We start from the raw sequence: 26,921 nt of genomic DNA, 5'->3' as shown, positions 1-26,921 counted from the left end.
GCAACAGGGCATTTGTGCGGTCAACGAACCCGCGCGTGAAAAAAGTCATCAAAAACCCTGCGGCAGCGCAGTGCGCGGCCGCGGCCTAGACTGCCCACATGAACCCATCCACGCTGCCCCCGCTGTCCATCCTCGACCTCGCCCCCATCGTGGAGGGCAGCGATGCCGGCGTGGCCCTGCGCCAAAGCATCCGCCTGGCCCAGCATGCCGAGGGCCTGGGCTACCAGCGCTTCTGGGTGGCCGAACACCACAATATGGAGGGTGTGGCCAGCTCGGCCACCGCCGTGCTGGTGGGTCAGCTGGCGGCGGCGACCCAGCGCATCCGCGTGGGCTCGGGCGGCATCATGCTGCCCAACCATGCGCCGCTGGTGATTGCCGAGCAGTTCGGCACCCTGGCCACTCTCTTCCCTGGCCGCATCGATCTGGGCCTGGGCCGCGCGCCCGGCACCGATCAGGCCACCATGCGGGCGCTGCGCCGCCACCTCAGCAGTGCTAGCGAGGACCGCTTCCCCGAGGATGTGCTGGAGCTGCAAGCCTATCTGGCCCCGGCCCGTGAAGGCCAGGCGGTGCGCGCCATCCCCGGCCAGGGCACCGAGGTGCCGATCTGGCTTTTGGGCTCCAGCCTCTACAGCGCGCAGCTGGCGGCCTACCTGGGCCTGCCTTTTGCCTTTGCCTCGCACTTCGCGCCCGAGATGTTGCAGCAGGCCCTGGACATTTATCGCGCCCAGTACCGGCCCAGCGCCGCCCACCCCAAGCCCCACGCCATGGTGGGCCTGAATGTGGTGGTGGCCGAAAGCGATGCCGAGGCGGCCTACCTCTTCACCTCCTTGCAACAGCGCTTTCTGGGCATGCAGCGCGGTCAACGCGGCCTCTTGCCGCGTCCGGTGGACAGCATGGACGGCCGCTGGAACGAGGCCGAGAAGGCTGGCGTGGCCCGCATGCTGGCCGAGTCCATCGTCGGCTCGCCGGTCACGGTGCGTGCGGCCCTGCGCGCGACCCAGGCCCGCACCGGGGCGGACGAGTTCATCGTCGCCTGCGCGGTGCATGATGCGGGCGCCCGATTGCGCTCGTATGAGTTGTTAGCGGCCTTGCACCGGGGCTGATCCGGCGCCTTTGGCGCTGGGCTCGGCGTCTTCCACCCCGTAGCGATCGGCCTGCCTGTCGCCCCGCACCCAGTGGGTGAAGACCTCGGGCGTGATGGGCAGCATGCTGGCGTTCCAGGCCTCCCAATCGGCCCGCAAGGTGGCCAGGCGCGCGGGCTCCAGACTGGCCAGATTGGCGCGTTCACGCGGGTCGCGCAGCACATTGAACAAGAACTCGCGGCCCTTGATGCGCAGGTATTTGTACTCGCCCTCGCGCAGCGCGCGCTGGCCCTGGGCCTTGTAGCGCCAAAACAGTTTGCGGGGCTGCGGCGCTTGCTCGCCTTTGAGCAAGGGCAGCAGATTGATGCCGTCGGTGGCCGCGTAGGCCGGTGCGCCGGCCGCCGCCAAAAGCGTGGGCAGCCAGTCCATGCCTATCGCCACCTGGTCGCTGACGCCGGGCTTGATCTGGGCCGGCCAGCGCAGCAAGGTGGGCACGCGGATGCCGCCTTCCAGCAGCTCGGTCTTCTGGCCCGAGAGCGGCCACATGCGGGAGAAGCGCTCGCCGCCGTTGTCGCTGGTAAAGACGATCAGCGTGTTGTCCGCCATCCCGGCCTCGTCCAGGGCGCGCAGCACCCGGCCCACGCCACTGTCCATGGCCTGCACCATGCGGCCGTAGATCTCCAGGCTGCCGCCGTCGTGATGAATCAAGCTCTTGATCCGGCGCGACATGGCCTCGTCGTCCGGCCCCTCCCAGGGCCAGTGCGGCGCGGTGTAGTGCAGGCTCAGAAACAGGGGCTTGGCCTCCGGCGCGGCATGACGCCGCAAGATCTGCACGGCGCGATCGCTGAGCAGATCGGTGTAGTAACCGGTGGTCTGCACGGCCTTGTCGCCGTCCCAGAAGTCCAGCCTGGCCTTGGCATCGGCACCGTCTTTGTGGCTGAAGTAGTCGACGCCGCCACCCAGATTGCCGTAGAACTCCTGGTAGCCACCTTTCAGAGGCCCGAACTGCGGCCCATGGCCCAGATGCCATTTGCCCACCAGGGCGCTGTGATAGCCCGCCGCGTGCAAGAGGCCCGGCAGCGTGGGCTGCTCGGGCGCCAGGCCGTGGGGGGAGTTGGGGCCGGGGATGGGCTCCTCCAGCCCCACCCGCAGGCGGTACTGGTAGCGGCCGGTGATCAGCGCCGTGCGCGAGGCCGAGCAGACCGGCGAGTTGGCATAAGCGTGGCGCAGGCGTTGGCCGCCAGCGGCGAGTGCGTCCAGATGGGGCGTTTGGTACTCCGTCTGGCCAAAGCAGCTGAGATCCCCCCAGCCCAAATCGTCGGCCATGATGAAGACGATATGGGGCGGCTTGCCGGCAGAAGCGGCTTGCGCCGCAGCGCTGCCCAGGGCCAGGCCGCCGGCACCCGCGGCAATGAAATGACGGCGCTTGACGCCCATGAGAAGGACTTTCGATTGGTGTGGGGATGCAGATGCTAAGCAATTCTCTTGCTCGCTCAGCGCCTGAACTTCTACGTCACAGGTATATGCACCGCCAAGAGCTCGGCGCGGCAGAATGCGCCCACAAGAAATACAAGCCAATCTTGGCCCATCACACAAAGGGAACTGCATGAGCAACACGGCCTCACCCCTGCCCCAGGAGCAGCCCACGGCGGCCCAAGCCATCAAGGCGCTGAACCGCGCCGAACGCCCCCTGGAGAAGCTGCCCGCCCTGCTGCAGGTGATTCGGCTCTGGAGCTTGCTCGGCGCGCTGGTGCCGACCGGGCTGATCGCCCTGCCCTGCATGATCTGGATGCCCCAGCCCTGGGCCTGGGCCGCAGGCCTGCTGCCTCTGCTGGCCGCCTGCTTGGCCTGGCGCTACGCAGCTCGCTACTTTGCCGCCTACCAGGCGCGCTGGTTGCCCGAGGAGGGCGTGGTGCTCAGCGAGGGCGTGTGGTGGCGCAGCGAGGTCTGGGTGCCCATGGCGCGCCTGCAGCATCTGGACGTGAGCCAGGGCCCGCTGGACCGCCGCTGGGGCATGGCCAGCCTGAGCCTGCACACGGCAGGCACGCACGACCACAAGACCCGCATCCATGGCCTGCCCCTGGCCCAGGCCCAGGCCCTGCGCGAGGCCTTGCTGCCACGGCTGAAAGCGGCGCCCGGCCATGAGTGAGCCCCAGCTGAACACGCCCGCCCCAAGGCAAGGGCGGCTGCATCCCCTGTCCTGGTTGTTCGGCATGGCGGGCATACTCAAGGAGCTGGCCCTGCCCCTGATCGCCTTCCTCTTCCTGGGTCGGCGCGAGGAGGCCTGGGTGATGTGGGCGCTGCTGCCCTTGATCGGCCTAGCCCTGTGGTCGGGTCTGCGGGTCTGGGTCTATCGCTACGAATTGCATCCCGGCGAGCTGCTGATCCGCGACGGCGTGCTGGACAAAACCCAGCGCCATGTGCCCTTTGCCCGCATCCACAACATCCATCTGCGTCGCAACGGCCTGCACCGCCTGCTGGGCGTGACCGAGCTGCGCCTGGACTCCGCCTCGGGCGGCAAACCGGAGGCGGTGATGAAGGTGCTGGGCATGCAGCAAGCCCTGGCCTTGGAGGCCTTGCTGCGCGGCGCCGGTGAACACAAGCCGCTGGATGCTGCGAGCCCTGCCCCCGCCGCCCAGCCTCTGCTGCATCTGCCCACGCCCGAGCTGCTGCGCCTGGGCCTGATCTCCAACCGCGGCATGGTGATGGTGGCCCTGCTCACCGGCGCTGTGATGCAGAACGAGGCGGCTCGCAAGCTGTTTTTCAACACGGCCGAAGTGCCCTTGCGCTGGTTGCGCCAAACGCTGATCAATGAGCTGCAGATGCAGCATTGGCAAGGCCTGATCCTGGCCTCGCTGCTGGCTTTGTTGGCGGCCTTGATCCTCTTGCGCGGCCTGTCCCTGGTCTGGGCCTTGCTGAAGTATCACGACTTCCGCCTGGAGTTGGAGGGCGAAAAACTGCTGGCGCGCTATGGCTTGCTCACCCAGGTGCGGGCCGGTGCGCGCCTGCCGCGCTTGCAGCGCTTTGAGCTGGTGCAGAGCTGGCTGCACCGGCGCTTTGGCCGCTGCAAATTGGAGGTGCATGTGGCCGGCGGCAAGCTGGGCAAGGAGCATGGTCTGGAAAGCTCGGGCCAGCTGCACGAACTGGCCCCCATCGCCACCCCGGCCCAGGCCCAAGCCTTGCTCAAGCTTTGTCTGCCGCAGCTGGACTGGCCGGCTCTGCAGTGGCAGCCCCTGCATCCCCGCACGGCGCTGCGGCGCCTACTCGGTCAGGCCCGCTGGCTGCTGCCTCTTGTCATGGCGGCGCTGGTGTTGGCGCTGTGGCGCGGCTGGCCCGCCCTGCCCTTGTTTGGCGCCCTGGTCTTGCTGCTGAGTTCATGGCTTTGGCATGCCTTCGCCTGGGCACGCTTTGCGGCCTGGGCCGAGGTGGACGGCAGTGTGTTGCTGTTCCGCAGCGGAGTCCTGACGCAGCGCTGGGTGATTGTTTCGGCCGAGCGCCTGCAGAGTCTGCGGCTCTACAGCACAGGCCTCGATCGGATTTTCGGCATGCAGCGTTTGCAGGCGGATACGCAGGGGGGCAGTGCGCACGCTCGGGCGCTGGACATTCCCTTTTTGTCGAGCGAGGTGGCGGGGGCCTTGCGGCGGAGGCTGTGGGAGAGATTAGCGGGCTAGTCGAGTGTTTGATTGTTGAGCTTAGGGTGACGCTTAGGTAATCAGGTACGCAGACTTCCAAAGCCCAGCGGGGATTTCGCCCCCGCAGGCGACTCACTTTTCTTGCTTCGCCAAGAAAAGTAAGCAAAAGAAGGCGACCCGACGCCTGGCCCCTGCGGGGTCCGTTGCGGTGCTCAACTTCCTTGGGCCGCGCCCAACTCACTTCGCTACGCTCCGTTCAAACAGGGGGCGCGAAGTCAGTCCACGAAGTCGCTTCGCGACGCCCAAGGAAGTTTCCGCTCCTCACCCAGTCTCAACGGGATTTGAATACCGTCACGCCTCGCTACGCATCGGCTTGAGGGGCTGCATGCGCCAAGCGCATGCAGCGTTAGCTGCTGCGTCATCGAGGCGATGCGCAGCGAGCCGAGTGGGGTTGGGGTTCCCCGTGTTGCCTGGGCGAGGAGCGCAGGATTCAACGGGCGGCGCGCAGCGCCTTCAAGTTCTAGCTCGCGCCGCTTGTTTGAACGGAGCGTAGCGCAGTGAGTTCGGCGCGGGCCGTTGAAGCCGAGCACCACAGCGGACCCCGTAGGGGCCAGGCATTCGGGGCGGTTTCTTTGCCTTCTTTCTTGGGCGCCCAAGAAAGAAGGTCGCCCGCCGGGGCGAACTCCCGGCTGGGCCTTCGGTCAAGAAAAAAAGGTTGTTAACGCTAGGCCTCTGCCAGCAAGCCTTCGGCCAACCATCCGCCCAAGGCCTGCACCACAAGCTGAGCGGCGGCTTCTGGCTGAACAGCCGCAACCAAGTCACACAGCACAGCAAAGCTCTGCCCCGCCGCCACCGCCCGCAGCAAGCTCGCCTCCAGCGAATCCAGCGAACGCCAGCGCGTCTCCAGCCCCTGGCGCCAAATCAATAAGACATGATCAAGAGCCTGCGGCTCGGGCAGGTCGGGCGCGTCTTCGCCAGACTCGGGCTCCCAGGCCCGCAGCAAACGCCAGCCCGGCTCTATCGCCCAAGTCATGGGTAGCAGCTGCACGGTGGGCTGCAGCGTGAGCGTCAAACCGGCCCATTGCTCCGGCGCTAACTCACGCAAGCGCTCGGCAGTAAATGAGGGTGCATGCGGCCCGTCAAAAGCCGCCCGCAAGGCCCAGTCCATGCGTGCGCAATCGATCAAGGCGGGATGAGCCAGGGCCTCTGCGTAGAGCGGCCCGGCCATGAACTCGGCCAGGCCCTCACCGAACCAGCGGATGGACGGCTGTTGCGAAGGCTGGGCTTGCAAAAAAGCCAGGGCCAGGGCGTCGAAGTCTTCATCGCCCATCAGGCGCTGCAAGACGGTGTAGTTATCGCGCAAAGCCGCCAGCAGACGGGCGCGATAGGCCTCGCGGTAAGCCCGCAGACCGGGTGCGGCTTGGTCCTGCAACAAGGTCTGAGCCAGGCTCAGCGCCTGCTGGGCATCGGCGCCCTGCAGACATAAGCGCATGGTTTGCTGCTGAACCTGGAGCGTGTTCATACCAGGCTCTCCTTGCTGAGGGACGCATGGGCGACCTGAGCCGAACCCAGGGCATGGGCCGCCAGACGACGGGCCTGGTTCAGTTCCAGCAACAAGTCCTGCAGCGGCGGGATCTTGTCATCGCGCTCAATCATGGTGGGCTTGGGGCCCAGACGCATGACGGTATAGGCGTAGAGCAGCCAGACCGCATCACAAACCGGCGCGTCATGGGTGTCGAGAATCAGGTCGCCACGATCCTCATGGCCGGCCAAATGGATTTGCACCACCTGCTCTCGCGGCATGCGGTCGATGTAAGCACAGGCATCAAAGCCATGGTTGCGGCTGGAGACGTAGACATTGTTGACGTCCAACAGCAGCTGGCAGCCGCTGCGCCGCAGCAGCTCGGCCACGAAGTCGGCCTCGCTCATCTCGTCGGCGGCAAAGCGCACATAGCTGGACACGTTCTCCAGCACCAAGGGGCGCTGCAAAACGTCCTGCACCTGCGCGATGCGCGGCAGCAAATGGGCCAGCGAGGCCTCGGTATAAGGCATGGGCAGCAGATCATGCAGGTTCTGATGATCCACCCCGGTCCAGCAAAGATGGTCGGACACCCAGGCCGGCTGCACCCGCTGGGCCAGGGCCTTCAGCTCGCGCAGATAGTCCAGGTTCAGCGCATCGCTGCTGCCAATCGACAAAGACACCCCATGCATGACCATGGGGTAATCGCGCCGGATGCGGTCCAAATAGTGCAAGGGCTTGCCGCCCGGCACCATATAGTTTTCGGAGATGATTTCCAACCAATCGGGCCGCAGCCCCGAGGCCAAGGCCTCGCTGTGATCCGCGCTGAACTCGGCATAGTGCTCGGTCCGCAAACCCAGGCCAAAGCCTTGCAACAGGGAGGTGGATTGGAGCGAAGGTGTTTGCGTGTTCGAGGTATTCATACGGAGAAGCGCTGATCGCGACGAGGCCTTGGTGGGCTTGCGTTACCGTCGGTCCCGGCTTACTTCATCACCTTGCCGCCTTCCTTGCTGCACTCTTCGGCCGACTTCTTGCTGACCCAGCCCTGGCCCTTGCAGCTGTTGTGGCCCTTGCACTCGCTCTTGGCGGTCTTGCAGTCCGACGTGCCCTTGCAGCTATTGATGCCCGAACACTTGACCATGCCCTCATCGGCGGCTTGGGCGGCGGTGGCAAAGCCGGCGGTGGCGAACAAGGTGGCGGCAGCGGCGGCCAGGCTCAGGCCGGTGGCGATGGACTTGAAGGAAGAAGAAGAAGACGTGTTGTTGGTGGTTTGCATGGTGAGGCTCCGTTGAAAGAAAGGATTGTTGGACAGTGGGGAAACATCGCAGCCGCTCTTTCTTGAGCGCCTGCCGAATCTCTGTCGCAGCACAGCGCGCCGTCCTTACACGCTCAGCAAAAATATTTGGAGCCACCGCTGCTGGCCTCAAAATGACTCGCGCCTAGCGCCCCAAGTAGCGTCCCAGATAGCGCCCCAACACCGAGTGGATCCCCATGCTGCTGAACACCGAGAAGCCCCATCCCACCCATGCCGAGCTGGATCTCTACCCCCTGCCAGCCCTGGTCGACGCCCTGGTGCAGGATCAGCTGCAGGCGGTACAAGCGGTGCAGGCCGCCAGCGCGGCGCTGACGGCGGCGGTGCAAGCCGCCCTGCCGCGTATCGCTGCCGGCGGGCGGTTGATTTATGTGGGGGCAGGCTCTTCGGGCCGCCTGGGGGTGCTGGACAGCGTGGAGCTTTACCCGACTTTTTCCTGGCCCAGCGAGCGCTCGCTGTCCCTGATGGCCGGCGGCCCCGGCGCCATGTTTGCCGCCGTTGAGGGGGCGGAAGACGATGAGGCCGGCGGCGCGGCCGATCTGCGCGCCTTGCAGCCCGGCGCCAACGATGTGCTGCTTTTGCTGGCGGCCTCGGGCACCACACCTTATGCGCTGGGGGCCTTGCAGGCGGCCCGTGCGGCAGGGGCTTTGACCCTGGGCTTTGCCAACAACCCCGACACGCCACTGGTGTTGCGGGCCGACATTGGCATCGTGCTGGACACCGGCCCCGAGGTGATCTCGGGCAGTACCCGCATGAAGGCGGGCAGCGCACAGAAGATGGCCTTAAACACCTTCTCTAGCGCCCTGATGGTCAAGCTGAACAAGGTCTATGGCAATTTGATGGTGGACCTGCGCCCCAGCAATGCCAAACTACGGCGGCGCGCCCTGGACCTGACAATGCGGGCCACGGGCGTCGATGAAGCCAGCGCGACGGCCGTGCTGGCGCAGTGCGAACACCATGTCAAAGTCGCCATCGTGGCCTTGAAGCTGAAGGCCACGGTGGCGCAGGCGCGCGCCGCCCTGGACGCTGCCCAGGGCAGCGTGCGGCAGGCCTTACAACAGCTTTCATGAACCCAATCGATAACTCCAAAAACCCCTGGCTCTGGATCCCCAGCCTCTACTTCGGCCAAGGCATTCCCTATGTGGTGGTGATGACGCTCTCGGTCATCATGTACAAGAACCTGGGCTTCTCCAACACCGATATCGCGCTCTACACCAGCTGGTTGTATCTGCCCTGGGTGATCAAGCCCCTGTGGTCACCGCTGATCGAGCTCTTCCACACCAAGCGGGCTTGGATCGTGGCTTTGCAGTTCCTGATCGGTGTGGCGCTCGCCATGGTGGCCCTGACCCTGCCCGGCCCGCAGGCCTTCAAGCTGAGCCTCGCGGTGTTCTGGTTGATGGCGTTTGCCTCGGCCTCGCACGACATTGCCGCCGATGGCTTTTATATGCTGGCCCTGCGCCAGCACCAACAAGCGGCCTTTGTCGGCGTGCGCTCCACCTTCTATCGCCTGGCCAATATCGGCGGCCAGGGCGGCCTGGTCTATCTGGCGGGCGAGTTGCAAGAGCGCACCGGCAGCATGACGATGGCCTGGTCCCTGGTGTTTGGCGTGCTGGCCGCCTTCTTCGCCGCCCTGGCGGTCTATCACTTCTTCAGCCTGCCCCGCCCGGCGGCCGACACCCGCGGCCAAGGCAGCAGCGGCGCTGGGCATTTGATCCAAGACTTCCTTGCCGTCTTTGCCCTGTTCTTCCGCAAGCCCGGCATCTGGGTGATCCTGGGCTTTTTGCTGCTCTACCGCTTTCCCGAGGCGCAGCTGCTCAAACTGGCCTCGCCCTTTTTGCTGGACAGCACGGCGGCCGGTGGCCTGGGCCTGACGACCAAGGAGCTGGGCATCGCCTATGGCACCGTGGGCCTGACCGCCCTGACCCTGGGCGGGCTGACCGGCGGCTGGGTCATTTCCCGCGTTGGCCTCAAGCGCGCGCTCTGGCCCCTGGTGCTGGCCATGCATGTGCCCAATATCGCCTTCGTGCTGTTGGCCCTGCATCACCCCGGCAGTTTGGCCATCATCAGCACGGCCCTGGCCGTCGAACAGTTCGGTTACGGCCTGGGCTTCACCGCCTATCTGATGTACATGATTCTGGTGGCCGAGGGGCCGCACAAAACGGCGCACTACGCCATCTGCACCGGCTTCATGGCCTTAGGGATGATGATCCCCGGCATGTGGAGCGGCTGGCTGCAAGACCAGCTGGGCTATCTGAACTTCTTCCTCTGGGTCTTGCTGGCGACCGTGCCCTCCTTCATCATGGCCAGCCTGATTCGAGTGCCGGAAGGCTTTGGCAAGAAGCAAGACGAGCCGACATGAGGCCCTGGGCTAGACTTTTCCAATCCGACCGCCGCGTCGGCTTCAAGAAACAAGAGACGGACCATGGATAGAGGTCGCAAACGGGAGCAACTCAGGCAAGGCCTGTTGCAGCTGATCCAGCAGAGCGCACGCGGCGCCCAGCTGCCGACCGAGCGCATGTTGAGCGAGCAATTCAATGTGGCGCGCGAGACCTTGCGGCGCTGCCTGAGTGATCTGGAAGACGAGGGCCTGCTGCAGCGCAAACAGGGCCTGGGCACCTTCGTCGTCGAGCAGGCCATCGTCAAGGAAGCGCGCCTGCTGTCCTTCTCGGAAGAGATGCGGCAACGTGGCCTGACGCCGTCCAGCCGTTTGCTCTCCACCACCACCCTGCCGGCGGGCGCCAAGCTGGCGCAAAGACTCAAGATCGTGCCGGGCACCGCGGTGCTGGAGGTGCGCCGCCTGCGCCTGGCCGATGAGGAGCCGATGGCGCTGGAGACCGTCTACCTGGCGCAGTCACGCCTGCCGGGTCTGGACGCCTCGGCCCTGGCCCAGGGCTCTTTCTACGAGTTGCTGGAGCAGCAGTACGGCTTGCAGATCCAGCGCGCCAATCAGCAGATCCAGGCCACCGTGCTGAACGAGGCCGAGGCCGCCCTGCTGGGCGTGGCCCCTTTCTCGCCCTCGCTGCTGGTGGAGCGCAGCACTCAATCGAACAAGGGCGAGCTGATCGAGTACGCCAAGAGCTTGTACCGGGCCGATCGCTACCGGCTGGAGATCAATGTGCTGCGCTAGCCAGCTGCGCGGCCCACTTGGCCGACCTGAGCGCCGCCTCACGCTGTGGCTGCAAGTCCAGCAGGCGAAGCTCAAGCGAGGCAGGCAAGGCCGCCCGCAGGCCCTGCTCCACCAGGGGGTGGAGCAGCAGGACCCGTCCGGCCACGGCCACCGGCTTGCTCTCCCCCACCCGATGCAGCAGGCTCAGGGCCAGCTGACCCAGCTCCTGGCCGGCCTTGAACAGCAAGTCGCGCGCTTGCGGATCTTGCTCCGCCACCGAGGCCACCGCCAGGGCCAGGCGGCCCATCGCTCCACGATCGCCGCCGTAGACAAAGGCCCGGGTCTGCGCCCAGCTGCTGCCGCCGATGCGCTCGAACAAAGCCTTGGCCAGCGGCGACTGAGCCCAGCTGCCCGGCAGCTCATCTTCTTGTTGCCACACGGCCGCCAGGGCCTGGCGCGCAATCCAGTAGCCGCCGCCCGCGTCCCCCAGCACCGCGCCCCGGCCACCCGAGCGCTGCAGCTGGCCCTGGGCATCCTGATGCACCGCAATCGCCCCGGTGCCGGCGTAGAGCAGCACGCCCTCGCCAGGGGCAAAAGCGGCGCGGTAGGCGATGTCCATGTCCGAGCCGCATTCGATTCTCTCCAGCGGCAAGTCCAGGGCTTGGGCAAAGAGCTGGCGCATCTGCAGCAAGGCGTTCGCGTCTTCGGCCAGGCCGGTGATGCCCGCGCACAAGGCCTGCGGGCGGCCATGGGCTTGCAGCTGCTGGCCCAGCTCGGCCAGGGTGTGCTGCAGCAGGCGCAGCCGGGCGGGGTCCAGCAAATCCAGGCCGCCAAAGCCCGCCACCTGGCCTTGGGCCAGCAACACACCGGCCGCCGAAGCCAGGGCCCAGCGCGCCTGGCTGCCGCCCGCGTCCAGGCCCAGACCCAAGATCTGTTCAGGCCCGTGGCCGGGGGCGGTGCTCATCGCATCAGGCCTCGTTGAGCTTGGCCAGGGCGGCCCGCACACTGCCGTGGACGCTGTCCAGCGCCGCCCGCGCCTGGGCAGGCTCGCAAGGGCCTAGCAAGGCGACCAAGGCCGTTTTGACATTCTGATCACAGCGCGCCAGCATGTCCCGCGCCTGCGCTTCATCGGCTCCGCTGCCCAGCTGGGTGAGGGTGACCGCGCGTTTGAGCAGCTTGGCATTGGTGGGTTGCAGATCCACCATCAGATTGCCGTAGACCTTGTTCAGCTTGACCATCAAGGCACTGGAGAAACTATTGAGCGCAATCTTCTGCGCCGTGCCCGCCTTGAGCCGGGTGCTGCCGGAGATCAGCTCAGGGCCGGTGTCCAGCACGATGCCGATCTCGGCCCGGCTGGCCACCGGCGTGCCGGGGTTGTTGCTGAAGCCAATCGTCAGCGCACCCGCTGCGCGGGCAGCTTGCAAGGCGCCCAGCACATAAGGCGTCGTGCCCGAGGCGGCGAGTAGCAAGACGACATCCAGAGGGCCCAAGCCCAGGCCTTGCAGATCGCGCTCGCCCTGAGCCGCGTCGTCCTCAGCACCCTCCACCGCCACAAACATGGCCTGCGGCCCGCCGGCCAGCAAGGACAGGGCGCGCTGCTTGGGCCAGGAAAACGTGGGGTAAAGCTCCACGCTGTCCAGCACACCCAAGCGGCCCGAGGTGCCCGCCCCGACATAAACCAGGCGCCCGCCCGCCTGGATGCGGGGCTGGGCCGCCGCCACCGCCGCACACAGAGGGACCTGGGCCGCAGCCACGGCCTCGGCCGCCTGCTGCTGGCTGGTGATCAAGGCCTGCATCAGGCGCGGCAAGTCATAGAGATCGAGCTCGGCGTGGGCGGGATCAAGGCGTTCTGTATTCAGCATGAAGGGGCTCGAAGAGTCTGGAGTTCAGTCTAATGGTCTTTATATGGTCTTGCAACAGAGGCTATCAACACAGGGCCTCAGATTGCCGATCAAGAGCCGATACCCCCTAGATCAAGTGGCTTGTTTTCAATGTTTATGGAGCAAAAACCTCAGGCTATAGGTTCAGACCAGCTTGTGCGGCGCTTTTAAATGGCATACAAATGGTACACAACAAATCCACAGCCGCCGAACCCCCACGGAGACCCTCTATGCGCTTCCAACCCCACCCTCTGGCCCAAGCCGCGGCCACGCTTGTTTTGCTGAGCACGGTCAACGCAGCCCTTGCGGCCGAAGCCGCCGAGACGACGCCCGTCAAGATGGAGCAGGTGCAGATCACCGGCATCCGCGCCTCGATAGAGAAGTCCCTCAATGTCAAGCGCAATGCCGACACCAATGTGGAAGTGGTCTCGGCCGAGGACGTGGGCAAGATGCCGGACAAAAACATTGCCGACGCCCTCTCCCGTCTGCCCGGTGTGAACGTGCAGTTTGGTGGCGCCCTGGCCATGGACGAGGCCGAGCGGGTGGCCGTGCGCGGCACCAGCCCGAATCTGAACCTGGTCACCATCAACGGCCACTCGCTCAGTGCCGGTGACTGGCATTTGGGCGACCAGGCCGGCAGTGGCCGCAGCGTGGGTTTTGGCCTCATGCCCTCGCAGCTGATCGGCCAAAGCCTGGTTTACAAAACCGGCCGTGCCGACGTCAACGAGGGCGGTGTTTCCGGCAGCGTGGACATCATCACCCGCAAGCCCCTGGACTTCGCCAAGCGCTTGAATGCCGAACTCTCGGTGGGCATGGCCCACGCCACCCTGGCCAACAAGACCGACCCCCAGGTCAGCGGCTTGCTGGCCTGGAAGAACGAGAGCAGCAGCTTCGGCGTGCTGGTGCAAGCCTTCAAGGAAGACCGCCATCTGCGCCGCGACGGCCAAGAGATCTTTGCCTACGATGTGCTGACCCTGGCCCAAGCCACCGCCGCCGGTCAGCCCAGCCTGGCCGGCAAGCGCATGGCCAGCAGCCTGAACGCCGCCATGTTCGAGGGCGTGCGCCAACGCCAGGGCGGCTTCATCGACCTGCAATACAAGAACAAGCAAGGGCTGGAGATCAATGCCAGCGCCTTCCACGCCGAGCTCAAGGCCGACAACTACAACAGCTCCGCCTACGCCCTGCCCTCGCAGCTGGTGCGCAACGGCTGGCAGATCAGCAATCCGGTGCTCGACGGCGATGTGATCACCGCCGCCAACCTGGTCAAACCTGCCGGCAGCACGACCCAGGCCGTGGGCCTGCAGTTCGACCATTTCAGCCGCCAAGGCGCCCGCTCCAGCAGCGACTTCTTCGATCTGGAAGGCAAGATCGAACTGAGCGAGTCGCTCGCCCTGCGCGGCCGCATCGGCACGACCAAGGGCACGGGCGAGACCCAGTCGGAGCCCAGCCTGGTTTTCGGCCTGATCAGCCCGGCCTCGGTCAGCTATTCGCAAAGCGCCGGCGCGCCCGCTCAGTACGCATTGAAGGACGCCAGTGGCAAACCCTATGACTTGAGCCAGGTCAGCAACTTCGCCTTGATGAGCAATCTGGCTCCGGCCGTGCTCTCCACCGACAAGGAGAGTTACTTCCACCTCGACGGCGACTACAAGATCAATGCCGGCCCCGTCTCCATGCTGCGCTTCGGCCTGCGCAGCACCCGTCACGACCGCCAGTTCGACCGCTGGGAAGGCCGCTACAACATGCAGGACAACGCGGCCGGCCCCATCAGCCCCTCGCCCTTCACCTCCGTCGGTGGTGGCCTGCTGGTGACAGGGCTCACCCCACCGCAACCCGCCACCCAATACCCGGGCAACTGGAGCAGCGGCCTGAGCGGAGACTTCCCACGCAACTACTTCCGCTTCGATCCCGGCCAGATGCAGGCCTTTGCCGACCAGAACGTCAACTGGGACCGCACGCTCAACCACAACTACACCAGCGGCTTCCGAGTCAAGGAGGACACCCAGGCCGCCTACGCCATGGCCGAGTTCGAACTCAGCGCCGCCCTGAGCGGCAATCTCGGCCTGCGCCTGGTGCAGACCGATCTGGCCTCCACCTCCTACCAGCTGATTCCGGCCGCCACCTGCGCTCCGCTCAAGCCCTGCAGCGTGCCCGAGGCCATCGTCGGCTCCCGCCTGGGCAGCTATCTGGCGCAAGAGGTCAAATCCAGCAGCAAGGATTGGCTGCCCAGCCTGAATCTGCGCTGGGACCTGAGCAGCAATCTGGTGGCCCGTGCCGCCCTGACCCGCAGCCTGGGCCGCGCCAACTACAACGAGCTGGCGGGCGCCGTCATCCTCGACGATCTGCGCGGCACCGGCTCCAGCGGCAACCCCAATCTCAAGCCCATCACCTCCAATAACGCCGATCTCACCTTGGCCTGGTACTTCGCGCCACGCGCCATGCTCAGCGGCGGCGTGTTCACCCAGAAGCTGGACAACTACGTCAAGACCGGCACCTCGGTGGTGGACTACTTCAACATCAGCCAGGGCAAGATCACGCCCTACACCGTCACCTCCCGCAAGGGCGTGTCGGCCGAGATCAATGGCCTGGAGGCCGCGCTGGAATTGCCGCTGGGCCTGGGCTTCGGCCTCAGCGCCAACGGCACTTACATCAAGTCCAAGGATGTGGACGGGGTCGAGCTGCTGGGCACCTCCAAAGTGACTTACAACCTGCGCGGCTTCTTTGAAAACGATCGCTTCAGCGCCAGCATGGCCTGGAACTACCGCAGCGACTACGCCATCGGCTTCATCGGCGACGGCACCAACACCCAACTCAAAGGCACCGACGGCATCGTGACCCAGTACAACGGCCAACACCGCTATGCCGGCGAGGGCAGCTTGTCCCTGTCGCTGGGCTATAAGTTCACGCCGGACATCAGCGTTCACTTCGATGCCAACAACCTCAACGACCCGATCCGCCACACCTACTACATCACCGAAAACTCACCCGGCTACTGGCATCAAAACGGCCGGCAGTACTTCCTCAACCTGCGCATGAAGTACTGAGAGGACGAATATTTTTTACTGCGCGGCTGCCATGCGTCGTTGGCCGGATGCTCGGAATCCTCACGTACCTGAAGTACGTTCCGGTTCCTCCGCTCCGTCCGCCTAGCCTGACAGTCGCTCGCTACAAAAATCTTCATCCTCTTCACTCCCTATGTCCCACCAACTGCTGCCCCTTTTCATCCTGGCCTACTTCGGCCTGCTGCTGATGCTGGCTTTGTGGCGATCAAAAGGCGCCAATAGCGAGAGCTTCTTCATCGGCAATCGGGACAGCCATTGGCTGCTGGTGGCCTTCGGCATGATTGGCACCTCCTTATCGGGGGTGACCTTCATCAGCGTGCCCGGCGCGGTGGGGCTCACGGGCTTTAGCTATCTGCAAATCGTCATCGGCCAGTTCTTTGGCTATGTCTTGATCGCCCTCGTGCTCTTGCCGCTGTACTACCGCCTGCGCCTGAGCTCCATCTACGACTATCTGGGCCAGCGCCTGGGGCCACGCTCCTACCGCACCGGGGCCGGCTTCTTCATCGTCTCGCGCACCTTGGGCGCGACCGCCCGGCTCTATCTGGTCGTGCTGGTGCTGCAAGACGCGGCCCTGGCCGACTTAGGTCTGCCATTTGGTGTGAGCACCGCCATCATCCTCTTGATGATCCTGCTCTACACCTACAAGGGCGGGGTCAAGACCATTGTCTGGACCGACACTTTGCAAACCGCCGGCATGCTGGCCGGGCTGCTGATCTGCGCCGCGTTCTTGCTGCATGCGCTGGATCTGAACATGCCCCAGGCCTGGGCCGCCATGCGTGCGCAAGGCCTGGCCGAGGTGGTGGTCAGCGACCCCAATAGCGCCAGCTTCTGGCTCAAGCAGGTGCTAGCCGGTGCCACCATCGCCGTAGCCATGACCGGGCTGGATCAGGAGATGATGCAGAAGAACATCTCCGTCAAAACCTTGGCCGGCGCGCAAAAAAATATGCTGCTGCTGGCCACCGTGATGGTGGCCGTGGTGGCGCTGTTTCTCTTTCTGGGCGGCTTGCTCTACCTCTTTGCCGGCCAGGTGGGTTTGGCTGCCCGGGGCGATCAGATCTTCACCGCCGTGGTCATGCATTACCTGCCGGCCTGGGTGCAGATCGTCTTTGTGCTGGCCCTGATCTCGGCCCTCTTCCCCAGTGCCGATGGCGCCATCACGGCGCTCACCTCCAGCTTTTGTATCGACCTGCTGGGCATGCAAAAACGTTCCGACTGGGATGAGGCGCGCCGGGTCAAGATCAGGCAGCGGGTGCACCTCGGCTTTGCCGCCTTGTTCCTGGCCATGGTCATGCTGTTCCACTGGATCGCCAACCCCAGCATGATTGGCCTCATCCTCAAGCTCGCGGCCTATACCTATGGGCCCTTGCTAGGCATGTTCGCCTTCGGCATCCTCAGCCGCCGCCAGGCACGCGACCCCGCCACCCCCTTCATCGCCCTGGCCTCACCGGCCCTGTGCTGGCTGCTGGAAAGCCAGCAAGCACATTGGCTGGGCGAGTACCGGCTGGGCCTGGAGTTGCTCTTGCTCAACGGTGGCTTGTGCTTTTTGGGCTTGCTGCTTTGCTCCAAGCCAGCACAGGGCGAGCGGCCTGCCTCGGCGAGTACCGCCCAAGTGCCAAACTAAGGCAGGCCGCTCCCTCTGGCTTACTTCAAGCCATCGCTGATGGCCTTGAGCAAGCTAGCGTTGCTGTCATCGCCGCTGAACTCCCAGAAGAAGGCGCCGCCCAGGTTTTTGCTCTTCAGATAGTTCATCTTCTCGGTGATCTGCGCCGGCGTGTCGAAGCTCCAGCGTGACAAGGGTCAGAAGAGGTGACAAGAAAGGTGACAAGGGTGACAAGAGGGTGACAAGTGACAAGGGTCAGGTCTCAAAAATAAACCCCCCATCTACCTCTCCCGTCCATTCCGCTCAGCTTTAGCAATCAATTGGCTGACTCTGGCCAAAGTCAGGCCGACTTCTTTGGCGATCGCCGTCATGCTCAAGCCACTCTCTGTGTAGGCGCGCCAATACGCTTCTTCACGTGTCTCACATCGGGCCAGCCACTCGGCAAGTCTGCGGGTTGACGAGCGCTGAACTTTGGGAACCGATGCGCTCCGTTTGGCGGCGGACTGCGCGGCGTCCAGCATTCGGCCCGCAAACTCGTCATCGCCCAGATAGATCTGCCGGTTCAGCCCCTCATCCCAGAGCTTCACTTCCCGCCCGGCGGCCACCAATTCAGCATAGGAACGCTGCGCCCTTGCGCGGTCGGCATCGGTGCATGGGTCCCGCCCCAACAAATAGCCCCAAAGCTCCGTGCTGCACAACCACTCCGGCGCCTCGGCGTGGCCAATATGTACACGGTAACTTGACCACGGCCAATCCGCTGCGCCGGCAACCATCTCAGCCCGCACGGGATTGAGCTCCACATAGCGGCACACTTCCAGCAAGTAGCTGTCTTTGTCCACCAAGATGGCCTTGAACCGCCCCTGAAAGAGATGCCCCACCTTGCCATGCCGGCGATTGAAGGCCTGCGTGTAGACACCGTTGATGTGGCGCATCAGAGCCGACAAGCTTCCCTGGCGCGTATAGACCACGAAGTGGTAGTGATTGCCCATCAGGCAGTAAGCCAGCATGCCCGCATCGAAGCGCGCCAATCCCTGCGCAACGATGGCCAGCAAGCGAGCGCGGTCCATGTCGTCGACAAAGATATCCTCTCGACGATCACCCCGAGAAGTGACGTGATATAGCGCGCCGGGGAACTCGATTCGCAATGGACGAGACATGGCCGCAATCTAGCAGGAACGCGGGGCGAGGGCCATATATTTGAGACCTGACCCCGAATTTGCGAATTTGCGTGCGAATTTGCGAATTTCCGAGCACATTTGGACTTTCGGTGTGCCGGGCACGTAGCAGCATCAGGCAACCTGGAACTGGGACTCTTTGCACACCCACGGTCGATTGGCGCAGATGAAGAATACGTAACGGTCATTCGCCGCAAGACTCGAATCGTCGGTGTCGAGCCTCCGAACAAATTGCACCTTTTGCGAATCAATGACAACTCGATTGCCTTTCTGCAAAGTCGCGGCCGCCATCGAACCTGTCGCGAGGTCAAGCTGTCCGACCTTGAACCCGACAGCCATGTACCAATGCAGCCCAGCCACCAACAGCAGACAAACCGCTACGCAGCCAAAGATTGCAGCACCCGTCGTATCACTACTTGTCTTGAAATAGAGCAAAGTTTTCCAGATGGCATAGAGGGCAAAGGTGAAGGCCCCAGTCCCCAATCCCGCAAAGACCTTCCAGCGCGTGTCTGGGTTCATTTCCCGCACCCACATTTCGCGTCGCTTGCGCCCATCCGATTCCCGGCCAAGCTAACCGTTGCCGAAAGTCCAGACCCCGGCAGCCCGGCGGCGGCTCGCTGCGCAACTTGACTCCCCATCGAGCCAGCAAACTTGGTGCCCCAAGCGCCTGGTGAAACGACTCCGCCTAGCGCCCCACCCAATGCGGAACCCGCAATCGCGCCAACGTTCACACCCGAAAAGCAAGGGTCACCGACACCTTGCATCTGTCCGACAGCATTCCCGACGGCGCCGGTCGCCGCACGCAAGGCTACTTGTCCGGCAATTGACGCCCCAATCCATGCACCTGTGCCGCCTACAAATGCCCCGCTTGCCGCCCCTAGCAAGGCACCGCGCCAAACACTGCCACCAGTTGCCGCTGCGCCAAGGCCGCCACTGACGCCGCCGATGATTCCGCCAGCGATTGCGCCGGGAACACCAAATTCGCCTGTGGGGTCAATCAAGCTGATCGGGTTGCCATCGACATATGTATACGTATTGATGCCACCCGCCAGCCCAATCGGATCACTCTGCAAATACCTGCCCAGCTGCGCGTCATAGTAGCGATGCCAGTTATTCCACAACCCCGTCTCGCTGTCGAAGTACTGACCGGGGTAGCCGATGTTCATGCCGCCGATTGAGTCTTGCACCACCTGCCGATCAAAGGCGGTGTTCACCGCACGCCACGCCACTTGGGCTGCTGCGTTGGTCATCACTTCGGGCCGCCCCAGATGGTCGTTATGGCTGGCGTAGAACTGCCCATTGCGAACCAGGCCCAGCAGCTCACTGCCCAGCCAGACATAGCTGGTGGTGTTGGGGCCAAGTTCCGCCAAGAGTTCACCGCCTGGGCCGTAGACGTAACGGGTGTAGGTGGACGGCGTGGCCTTGATAACGCGCTGATTGAACGCATTCTGGATGTACAAATTGACGGCTCCATTCACGGTCGCTGAGTTCATCCGATTGAAGTTGTCGTAGCCGTAAGAGCGGCTGCCGTCCCAGCGGCTCTCACTGGTGACGTTGCCAACTGCGTTGTACCCGAAACTGCGCCACTGCCCGCCGTTCACCGACAACAAGCGGTTGCTATTTCCTGCCACGCTGTGGCTGAGGTAGCCACCGGCGGCAGTTTGGCTGCTGCGGTTGATGGCGGCATCCCAAGCAAAGCTGTGGTTCATCACACCGCTGCTGGCCGCCGTGACGCGGTCGTTGGCGTCATAGCTCAAAGTGTTGGTTTGGCTGCCGTAGATGAGGTCGTTGATGCGCCAGATCGTGTCGTTGTTGTTGTAGTCGTAGCTGAGCTTGTGGGCGCCTTGGCTGTCGAGCTGGGTGACGCGGCTGTCGGTGTCCAGTGTGATGAGGCGCGGCAGGCCGTTGCCGAAGCGCCAGGCGTAGCGGCGGTCGGTCGCGGGCTGGTACAGGAAGTTGCTGGCCAGGGTGCTCCAGCCGCCGCTGTGGTTGCTGCTGATGCCGCTCAGGCGGCCGTAGGCGTCGTAGCTGTAGCTCAGCGACAAGCCGGTGGGGTAGCCCATGCCGGTGAGGCGGCCGGCAGCGTCGTAACTCCACGTGGTGACCAAGGTTTGGCCGGACGTGACCTGGGTTTGTTTGGTCAGCTCGCCTGCGGCGCTGTACTCGTAGCTGGTGCTACCGGAGGCATCGCTGACACTGGTGAGGCGGCCTTTGCCATAGGTGCCGGCGTCGTAGCCAAAGGATTCGGTCACGCCGCCGGAGCTGCGGGAGACCATTCGATCCAGGGCATCCCAGGCGTAGCTGGTGACTTGGCCGCTGGCCTTGGTTTCAGTGAGTACGCGGCCCCAGTTGTCGTAGCTGTAATTGGTGGTGCCGGTGTCGGGGCTGGTTTGAGAGAGCTTGTCGCCAAAGCCGTTGTAGGTGTAGCTGGTGCGCAGGCCGCGAGGGTCGTCTACATATTCCAGCTGGCCACGGGCGTTGTAGTGCAGGCGCGTCGTGTCACCGTTTGGCGCGACGCTGGTGATCAGGCGGTTTTGCGCGTCGTATTCGTAATGGCTGGTGTGGCCGGCGGCGTCGCTGCGGGAGGTGAGGTTTCCGTTGGCGTCATAGCCAAATTCGGTCTGCTGGCCATTATTTCCAACAATTCTCCAAGCTCTGCCATCCCCGTCGAACTTAATCGTACTTACGAACTGGCTGGCAGAGGTAGCAAAAACACTTGAACCACTAAAAGACGGCAATGCTCGCCCTACCGTCATCTGCCGAGCTTCAATAATTGAAGCGGCAGGCTGCTCTATTCTCAAAAATTCATTTTGAGCATTCCCAACCTGCTCTAACTTTGAAGCAGCATTGTATCTAAATCGAGTAGCCTGCCCATTCGGAAAATAGATATCAGTAATGTTTCTATCGTGATCATAAACATAAGAAACGGTACGATCACCAGTCGGAAGATGAGTCAACTCACTCGTCTTCAATCCTTTTGCATCGAAGGATATTTCGGCTACCTGTCCATTTTCCCAGACGACTCGACGTGCCCGTCCCATTCCATCAAAGTTACCCCAACTAACTTGATGTCCTTTTTCATTAACATACGACGTGAGATTACCAGCTGCGTCATACAGTTGGGTAACAACTTCATTGCCCAGAGTCGAAGTCCTCGTTTCGACAATCGAACGTAGAGATGGAACATATGCAACCGTCTGGTAGGAATATGAGTACATTACTTGACGACTTTGCCCCGACAATGTGTCGGTCAGTGTTTCACTCGCCAAATTACCTCCACCCGCACCAGATGACATTGGTACATAGGTGTAGCTCTTTCTTGCAAAAACTCCGCTCGAATCGCTATATTCAATACCTTGAAGGAGTTCGCCTTGCCAACTAAAGACTTCAGTTTCCGCTACGGAAGTGCCTGCCGCACTGGTTCTAGACAAAAGTTTTCCATTTGAATCAAAGTTAAACTCCGTCTTCACACCGCGCCAATCCAATGAATAATCCATATAGCCGTTCTGGTCATAAACCACCTTCGATTGAGCTGCACCGCACGCCGACGTACCCTGTCGAGATACGCCACTCAACCCAAAGCCATCCTGGCTTGAAATTGCTTCGTACGAATAGTCAGTGCTTATTCCCCATTTATTTGTGACCGTTGTACCAAATCCGCTGTAAGCAAACTGGTCTACTTCCACATCTCCTGCCAAGGCACTAACTGCGACCTTTCTATCAGAGTCGTATACATATGAACTGTAGCGAACCCCATTAATTCCAATACCAGTCAGCAAATAACTTCCATACGAGCCCTCATAATAGTAACTACGCACATCCGGCGATGGACCAGGAGAAGTAACCGAAGTTAACATTCCATTAGAATTATATGTATACCCCCATGAATTTCCATTCGAATCTTTTACCTGCGAGACCTTTCCGCCGTTCCAGATAAATTGAATTTGCTGCCCACGACCATTATTCACCGACACAACCCGCTGCGGATTTCCTGGATCTCTCACAAAATATACAAGTGGCACCCCATCTTCAGAATCAATTTCAGAAATATAACCCGTCGCATCAAAGAAATAAATTTTACCATTCCGGGTCAAGGTCCAAACAGCGCCACCAAAGTACTCAAAAGTACCAGCCTCAGCTGATCTTTTAGACAAATAAATTGCTCGCTCCGGCAACTCACCAAGGGTCAAGTCAAAACTATATTCTGTTCCATCAGGCCAAGTCATGTTCACCTTAAGAGGAACACAACCAAGCGGACCTTCACTTTGATTGCACGCCCTCATAGGACTCAATTTTGGAAAGTCATATGTTGACTGCCAGTTCGACCCAAAAAATGACCCCCTTCCATATTTGCTTCGATAGGTTCGCGTCAAATCCAACCCATAAAGCCCACCTCCGGAAAAGTCTTTTTCTATTTTAAACTTCTCTCCGGTCTGAATCACCACCGGGTTTCTTGTTGCACTGCCGCAATCCCTAACCAAGTCAGAATTTCCTGTAGCAATCAACTTTGCCATCAGGTTTCTTCCTGGATTTTGTCGCGCGCCTGTAATAACAACCCTCTCTAGTATCGCCGGTCGATTACCTTCTGATCCACTTAGCGAAACACTCCCACGAAGACCAAAGCTCTCAAAGACTGTTTGTCGCTTTCCGATAACTGTGACAGGCGGTAGTTTTTCAGGCTCTTCGCCAGCGAATACAGCATGCGATTGAAAAATAAAACTGACAAGCAAGAGTGCAAACACTCGTCTGGAAATTTGTTTTTTCATTTTCGAATCTCATTCATCGATACGCAATGACGTCCTTACCGATTGGCCCGCCATGCAAATTTGTTGATGCCTGATGGTCTAAAGTATTTCTCCTTGCCAATAGCTGTCAAGCCTTACAGTTGACAAAGGTATAATTTCTGGCCGGACTAGGGCTGCAAAACTTCGCGCAACTGCCCGAACTTTGGATCGACGTAGCATGCAGTGAGAAGATTGCAGGCAATAGACCAGCTATTGGAAATATTTCAACGCAATAGACCTGCCGATTTCAATAGATGGCACTGCACATAGGGTTTTGAACGAACTCTCGTGTCGTTGATGCATTCGCTGTGAAGTTCCACCCGCTCAGCCCCCTCCCCATGCTCACCCGCCGTACCCTCCTGACCTCCTCCGCCGCGGCCACTTTGGCTGCCTGCGCCGGATCGCCTTTTCATCTCAGCCCGGCCGTGCCGAGCCTGACGCCAGCGCCCGAATTGGCCGGCCAGACGCCGCCGGTGCCGCGTGAGTTCCGCGCGGCCTGGGTGGCGACGGTGGCGAATATCGATTGGCCCAGCCGCAAGGGCTTGAGCACGGCCGAGCAGCAGGCAGAAATGCGCGCCTTGCTGGACACGGCAGTGGCGCTCAAGCTCAACGCCATCATTTTTCAAATCCGCACCAGCGCCGACGCTTTTTACGACTCGAAACTGGAGCCCTGGAGCGAATACCTCAGCGGCACGCAGGGCCAGGCGCCCGAGCCTTTTTACGACCCCCTGGCGCTGTGGATCAGCGAGGCCCATGCGCGCGGTCTGGAGCTGCATGCCTGGTTCAACCCCTTCCGGGCCCGCCAGTCCACGGCCCGCTCGGAACCGCATGCCAGCCATGTAAGCCAGACCCAGCCGCAGTGGGTCAAGCGCTACGGCGACCAGCTCTGGATAGACCCGGGCGAGCCAGCCGCGGCCGACCACAGCCTGGCCGTCATCCAGGATGTGCTGGAACGCTATGCGGTAGACGGCATCCATATCGACGATTACTTCTACCCCTACCCCGTCAACGAGCCAGCCAACGCCAAGCAGGAGATCGACTTCCCCGACGAACCCAGCTGGCAGCGCTACCTGCAGGGCGGCGGCACGCTGGCCCGCGCCGATTGGCGGCGCCGCAATGTGGACCAGCTGGTGCAGCGCATCCACACGGCGATACGCCAGAGCAGCAAGCCCTGGGTGCGCTTCGGCATCAGCCCCTTCGGCCTGCCCAAGCCCAGCTTGCGCCCGGCCGGCATCGCCGGTTTCAGCCAGTACGACAAGCTCTACGCCGATGTGGAGCTTTGGCTGGAGCAAGGTTGGATGGACTATCTGGTGCCCCAGCTCTACTGGCCCATGAACCAGCCACCGCAGGCCTTTGGCGTGCTGCTGAACTGCTGGCGCGGCCTCAACCCCTTGCAGCGCCATATTTGGCCCGGCCTCTTCACCAGCAAGGTGACCGACAAGGCAGACAGCTGGCCCATCGAGGAGATCAGCGGCCAGATCCAGCTGCAGCGCGCGCAAGCACCAGGCAGCGGCCATGCCCACTTCAGCATGATCGCCCTGCGCCAGAACCGCCGCGGCCTGGCCGATCATCTGAAGAAAAGCGTCTACACCGAGCCCGCCCTGGTGCCGGCCACGCCCTGGCTGGAGGCCAAACCCGCCGCCGCCCTGCCACCGGCCTTGCTGATGTCGGTCACCTCCCCCGGCGGCGCGCAGGCCACGGCTCAAGCCGCAACGCCAGTGCCGCCCCTGGCCTGGCGCCTGGGCTTCACGCCCGCCCCGGTGCCCGAGCAGAGCCCGCGCCGCTACCTCGTCTGGTGCCGCCACGGCGAGCGTTGGAGCCTGTTGAGCGGGCCCGACATCGTCATCCCGGCCGAGGGCCTGAACGCCCTGGTCGTCTCCGCCCTCGGCCAAACCGGCGTTGAAGGCCCGCGCAGCGCCTACAAAGTGGGCTGAAGCAAGGCAGATCCAGCCGCTGCGGATGACGATTCTGCGCAGGCCCAAGGGTAAATATTGACAAGGCCAGGGCGTGCGACATACGCCCAAAATAACCCCGCTCGCGTAACTAGTTAGTTCGCGCGTGAGCGACAACAAGTCGTCTGGGGAGTCGTCATGAATCAGTTAAAGATATCCACCCGCCTGCTCTTGCTGCTGGGTCTGTCTTCGTTCTTGTTGATGATCTTGGGCGCCATGGGCATGTATGGCATCAGCCAATCCAACGGCGCATTGCACCGGGTCTATGACGACCGCATGGTGCCGGTCAACCAGCTGAGCCAGATCCAGCTGCTGGTGCAATCCAACCGCCTGGCCGTCACCGCCTCGGTGGCCGACACCGCCACCATCAGCCGGAACATCGCCGACATTGAGGCCAATGTGGCCACCATCGACCGCCTCTGGGCCGCCTATATGGCCACCGAGCTGACGAAGGAAGAAGTCGGCCTGGCCAAGGAGTTCGCCGCACGCCGCCAGCGCTTTGTACAAGAAGCTCTGAGCCCCGCGCTGAAGGCCTTGCGGGACAAAGACGATATCGCCGCCGCGGATTTGCTGCGCACCAAGATCACCCCCTTGTTTCTATCGCTGAACGAAATCGCCACCGCTCTGGTCAAGCTGCAGTTCGACGAGGCCAAGCGCGAGTACCTGGAGGCCGAGCAGCGCTTCAACACCATACGCGCCCTGTCGGTTGGCGCGACCCTGCTGGGCCTGCTGCTGACCTCGGTGTTTGGCTATCTGATGGTGCGCTCCATCGGCAGCGAGCTAGGAGCCGAACCCGCCGAGGCCGCGGCCTTGGCTCGTGGCGTGGCGGCCGGCGACCTGAGCACGCCCATCGAGCTGCGCCCCGGCGACTCCTCCAGCCTGATGGCTCAGTTGCAAGACATGCAAAGCAAGCTGGCCCAGGTGGTCACCGGCGTGCGACGCAACTCCGAATCGGTGGCTACCGCCTCGGCCGAAATCTCACAAGGCAATAGCGATCTGAGCCAACGCACCGAGGAGCAAGCCAGCGCCCTGCAGCAGACGGCGGCCTCGATGGAACAGCTGACCGCCGTGTTCCAGCGCAATGCCGAAGGCGCCCAGCGGGCCAATCAGTTCGCGCAGAACGCGACGGCCGTGGCCCAGCGCGGCGGCGCCGTCGTGGCCCAGGTGGTGGACACCATGCGCGGCATCAACGACAGCTCCCGCCAGATCTCCGACATCATCGGCGTCATCGACGGCATCGCCTTTCAAACCAATATCCTGGCCCTGAACGCCGCCGTCGAGGCGGCCCGCGCCGGCGAGCAAGGCCGCGGCTTCGCGGTGGTGGCCAGCGAGGTGCGCAGCCTGGCCGGCCGTTCGGCCGAGGCGGCTCGCGAAATCAAGACCTTGATCAGCGCCAGTGTGGAGCGGGTGGAGCGCGGCTCCGAGCTGGTGGACCAGGCGGGTGACACCATGCAGGAGGTGGTCAAGGCCATCGAGCAGGTGACCCAGATCGTGGCCGAGATCAGCCATGCCAGCGGCGAGCAAAGCATAGGCTTCGCCCAGGTGGGCGAGGCGGTCAATCAGATGGACAAGACCACCCAGCAAAACGCTGCCCTGGTGGAGGAAAGCGCCGCCGCGGCCGAAAGCCTACGGCGCCAGGCGGAATCGCTGCTGGAGATGGTGGAGGTCTTCAAGCTCAGCTCACAAGGGCGGCACAGAGCCTAAACCTTGGTTTGAACTAAGAGCGGCTAACAAAGCTCAGCGAAGCGGTCCTGGCAAGGCGTGTTGTCGCAGACAGTACGAAAAGTACGGCAAGGCAACACAACGCAGCCAGGAGAGTT

At 62.7% G+C, this 26,921-nt stretch carries 20 protein-coding genes and 1 other RNA gene; 11 read left to right on the top strand and 10 right to left on the bottom strand.

All coding sequences use genetic code 11. The features are described from left to right. Positions 1–113 precede the first annotated feature (113 nt). Entirely contained in the window at positions 114–1,103 is a 990-nt protein-coding gene (locus tag DBR47_RS11480) for an LLM class flavin-dependent oxidoreductase (RefSeq protein WP_124450120.1), read from the top strand. Here DBR47_RS11480 and DBR47_RS11475 read toward each other — a convergent pair. After that, on the bottom strand, positions 1,080–2,519 hold the full coding sequence (locus DBR47_RS11475) for a sulfatase (protein WP_124450031.1): 1,440 nt from the start codon (positions 2,517–2,519) through the stop codon (positions 1,080–1,082). The two genes, DBR47_RS11480 and DBR47_RS11475, sit on opposite strands and share 24 nt — an antisense overlap. A 169-nt stretch (positions 2,520–2,688) precedes the next feature. Here DBR47_RS11475 and DBR47_RS11470 point away from each other — a divergent pair, with 169 nt between their 5' ends. Then, a complete protein-coding gene (locus tag DBR47_RS11470) occupies positions 2,689–3,231 on the top strand; it encodes a PH domain-containing protein (protein WP_197047011.1) in 543 nt (180 codons plus the stop codon). Beyond that, entirely contained in the window at positions 3,224–4,753 is a 1,530-nt protein-coding gene (locus tag DBR47_RS11465) for a PH domain-containing protein (protein ID WP_124450027.1), read from the top strand. The genes DBR47_RS11470 and DBR47_RS11465 overlap by 8 nt, the downstream gene beginning before the upstream one ends. A gap of 685 nt (positions 4,754–5,438) precedes the next feature. On the opposite strand, the gene DBR47_RS11460 is transcribed toward DBR47_RS11465, so the two are convergent. The 3 genes from DBR47_RS11460 to DBR47_RS11450 are packed head-to-tail and all read right to left on the bottom strand — an operon-like array spanning position 5,439 to position 7,509. Continuing rightward, on the bottom strand, positions 5,439–6,236 hold the full coding sequence (locus DBR47_RS11460) for a DNA-binding domain-containing protein (RefSeq protein ID WP_124450025.1): 798 nt from the start codon (positions 6,234–6,236) through the stop codon (positions 5,439–5,441). Continuing rightward, positions 6,233–7,156, bottom strand: a complete 924-nt coding sequence (locus tag DBR47_RS11455; RefSeq protein ID WP_124450023.1) for a DUF692 domain-containing protein — start codon at positions 7,154–7,156, stop codon at positions 6,233–6,235. Before DBR47_RS11455 ends, DBR47_RS11460 begins: the two co-directional genes overlap by 4 nt. Positions 7,157–7,215: 59 nt before the next feature. Next, a complete protein-coding gene (locus DBR47_RS11450; RefSeq protein WP_124450021.1) occupies positions 7,216–7,509 on the bottom strand; it encodes a hypothetical protein in 294 nt (97 codons plus the stop codon). A 218-nt stretch (positions 7,510–7,727) separates the two neighbouring features. On the opposite strand from DBR47_RS11450, the gene DBR47_RS11445 reads away from it, so the two are divergent. The 3 genes from DBR47_RS11445 to DBR47_RS11435 all read left to right on the top strand — a co-directional run bounded on the left by DBR47_RS11445 (position 7,728) and on the right by DBR47_RS11435 (position 10,672). Then, positions 7,728–8,615 carry an N-acetylmuramic acid 6-phosphate etherase gene (locus DBR47_RS11445; protein WP_124450118.1) on the top strand — a complete coding sequence of 296 codons (888 nt, stop codon included), beginning with the start codon at positions 7,728–7,730 and terminating at the stop codon, positions 8,613–8,615. Next, complete coding sequence (locus DBR47_RS11440; RefSeq protein ID WP_124450019.1) at positions 8,612–9,904, top strand: MFS transporter; 1,293 nt, start codon at positions 8,612–8,614, stop codon at positions 9,902–9,904. The genes DBR47_RS11445 and DBR47_RS11440 overlap by 4 nt, the downstream gene beginning before the upstream one ends. Before the next feature lie 63 nt (positions 9,905–9,967). Next, positions 9,968–10,672, top strand: coding sequence for a GntR family transcriptional regulator (locus tag DBR47_RS11435; RefSeq protein ID WP_124450017.1), 705 nt, complete (start codon positions 9,968–9,970; stop codon positions 10,670–10,672). Here DBR47_RS11435 and DBR47_RS11430 read toward each other — a convergent pair. Both DBR47_RS11430 and DBR47_RS11425 read right to left on the bottom strand, forming a co-directional pair. Beyond that, positions 10,656–11,615, bottom strand: a complete 960-nt coding sequence (locus DBR47_RS11430; protein ID WP_124450015.1) for an N-acetylglucosamine kinase — start codon at positions 11,613–11,615, stop codon at positions 10,656–10,658. The two genes, DBR47_RS11435 and DBR47_RS11430, sit on opposite strands and share 17 nt — an antisense overlap. A gap of 4 nt (positions 11,616–11,619) precedes the next feature. Then, positions 11,620–12,513: an N-acetylmuramic acid 6-phosphate etherase gene (locus DBR47_RS11425; RefSeq protein WP_124450013.1), complete on the bottom strand. Its 894-nt coding sequence runs from the start codon at positions 12,511–12,513 to the stop codon at positions 11,620–11,622. A 248-nt stretch (positions 12,514–12,761) separates the two neighbouring features. On the opposite strand from DBR47_RS11425, the gene DBR47_RS11420 reads away from it, so the two are divergent. From DBR47_RS11420 to DBR47_RS11410, 3 genes are all read left to right on the top strand, one after another. Further along, positions 12,762–15,572, top strand: a complete 2,811-nt coding sequence (locus tag DBR47_RS11420; protein WP_197047010.1) for a TonB-dependent receptor — start codon at positions 12,762–12,764, stop codon at positions 15,570–15,572. A gap of 62 nt (positions 15,573–15,634) precedes the next feature. After that, a non-coding RNA gene (locus DBR47_RS11415) (sX9 sRNA) lies at positions 15,635–15,711 on the top strand. Positions 15,712–15,723: 12 nt separating this feature from the next. Further along, a complete protein-coding gene (locus tag DBR47_RS11410; protein WP_124450009.1) occupies positions 15,724–17,211 on the top strand; it encodes a sodium:solute symporter in 1,488 nt (495 codons plus the stop codon). Positions 17,212–17,231: 20 nt separating this feature from the next. On the opposite strand, the gene DBR47_RS11405 is transcribed toward DBR47_RS11410, so the two are convergent. From DBR47_RS11405 to DBR47_RS11390, 4 genes are all read right to left on the bottom strand, one after another. Then, positions 17,232–17,384, bottom strand: coding sequence for a glycosyl hydrolase family 18 protein (locus DBR47_RS11405; protein WP_197047009.1), 153 nt, complete (start codon positions 17,382–17,384; stop codon positions 17,232–17,234). Positions 17,385–17,471: 87 nt separating this feature from the next. Then, positions 17,472–18,347: a transposase gene (locus tag DBR47_RS11400; RefSeq protein WP_124450007.1), complete on the bottom strand. Its 876-nt coding sequence runs from the start codon at positions 18,345–18,347 to the stop codon at positions 17,472–17,474. A 132-nt stretch (positions 18,348–18,479) separates the two neighbouring features. Next, positions 18,480–18,884: a hypothetical protein gene (locus DBR47_RS11395; RefSeq protein ID WP_124450005.1), complete on the bottom strand. Its 405-nt coding sequence runs from the start codon at positions 18,882–18,884 to the stop codon at positions 18,480–18,482. After that, positions 18,881–23,131: an RHS repeat-associated core domain-containing protein gene (locus DBR47_RS11390; protein WP_124450003.1), complete on the bottom strand. Its 4,251-nt coding sequence runs from the start codon at positions 23,129–23,131 to the stop codon at positions 18,881–18,883. Before DBR47_RS11390 ends, DBR47_RS11395 begins: the two co-directional genes overlap by 4 nt. Positions 23,132–23,487: 356 nt before the next feature. On the opposite strand from DBR47_RS11390, the gene DBR47_RS11385 reads away from it, so the two are divergent. Both DBR47_RS11385 and DBR47_RS25360 read left to right on the top strand, forming a co-directional pair. Then, positions 23,488–25,083 (top strand): glycoside hydrolase family 10 protein, encoded by a 1,596-nt coding sequence (locus tag DBR47_RS11385; protein ID WP_124450001.1) that lies wholly within the window; start codon positions 23,488–23,490, stop codon positions 25,081–25,083. A gap of 156 nt (positions 25,084–25,239) precedes the next feature. Further along, on the top strand, positions 25,240–26,805 hold the full coding sequence (locus DBR47_RS25360; protein WP_124449999.1) for a methyl-accepting chemotaxis protein: 1,566 nt from the start codon (positions 25,240–25,242) through the stop codon (positions 26,803–26,805). The last annotated feature ends 116 nt before the right edge of the window (positions 26,806–26,921 follow it).

This window comes from Paucibacter sp. KBW04 (assembly GCF_003852425.1).
Taxonomy (GTDB): Bacteria; Pseudomonadota; Gammaproteobacteria; order Burkholderiales; family Burkholderiaceae_C; genus Paucibacter_A.
The sequence above is the reverse complement of the archived record's forward strand: the minus strand, read 5'-3'. Positions and strand labels throughout refer to the sequence as shown.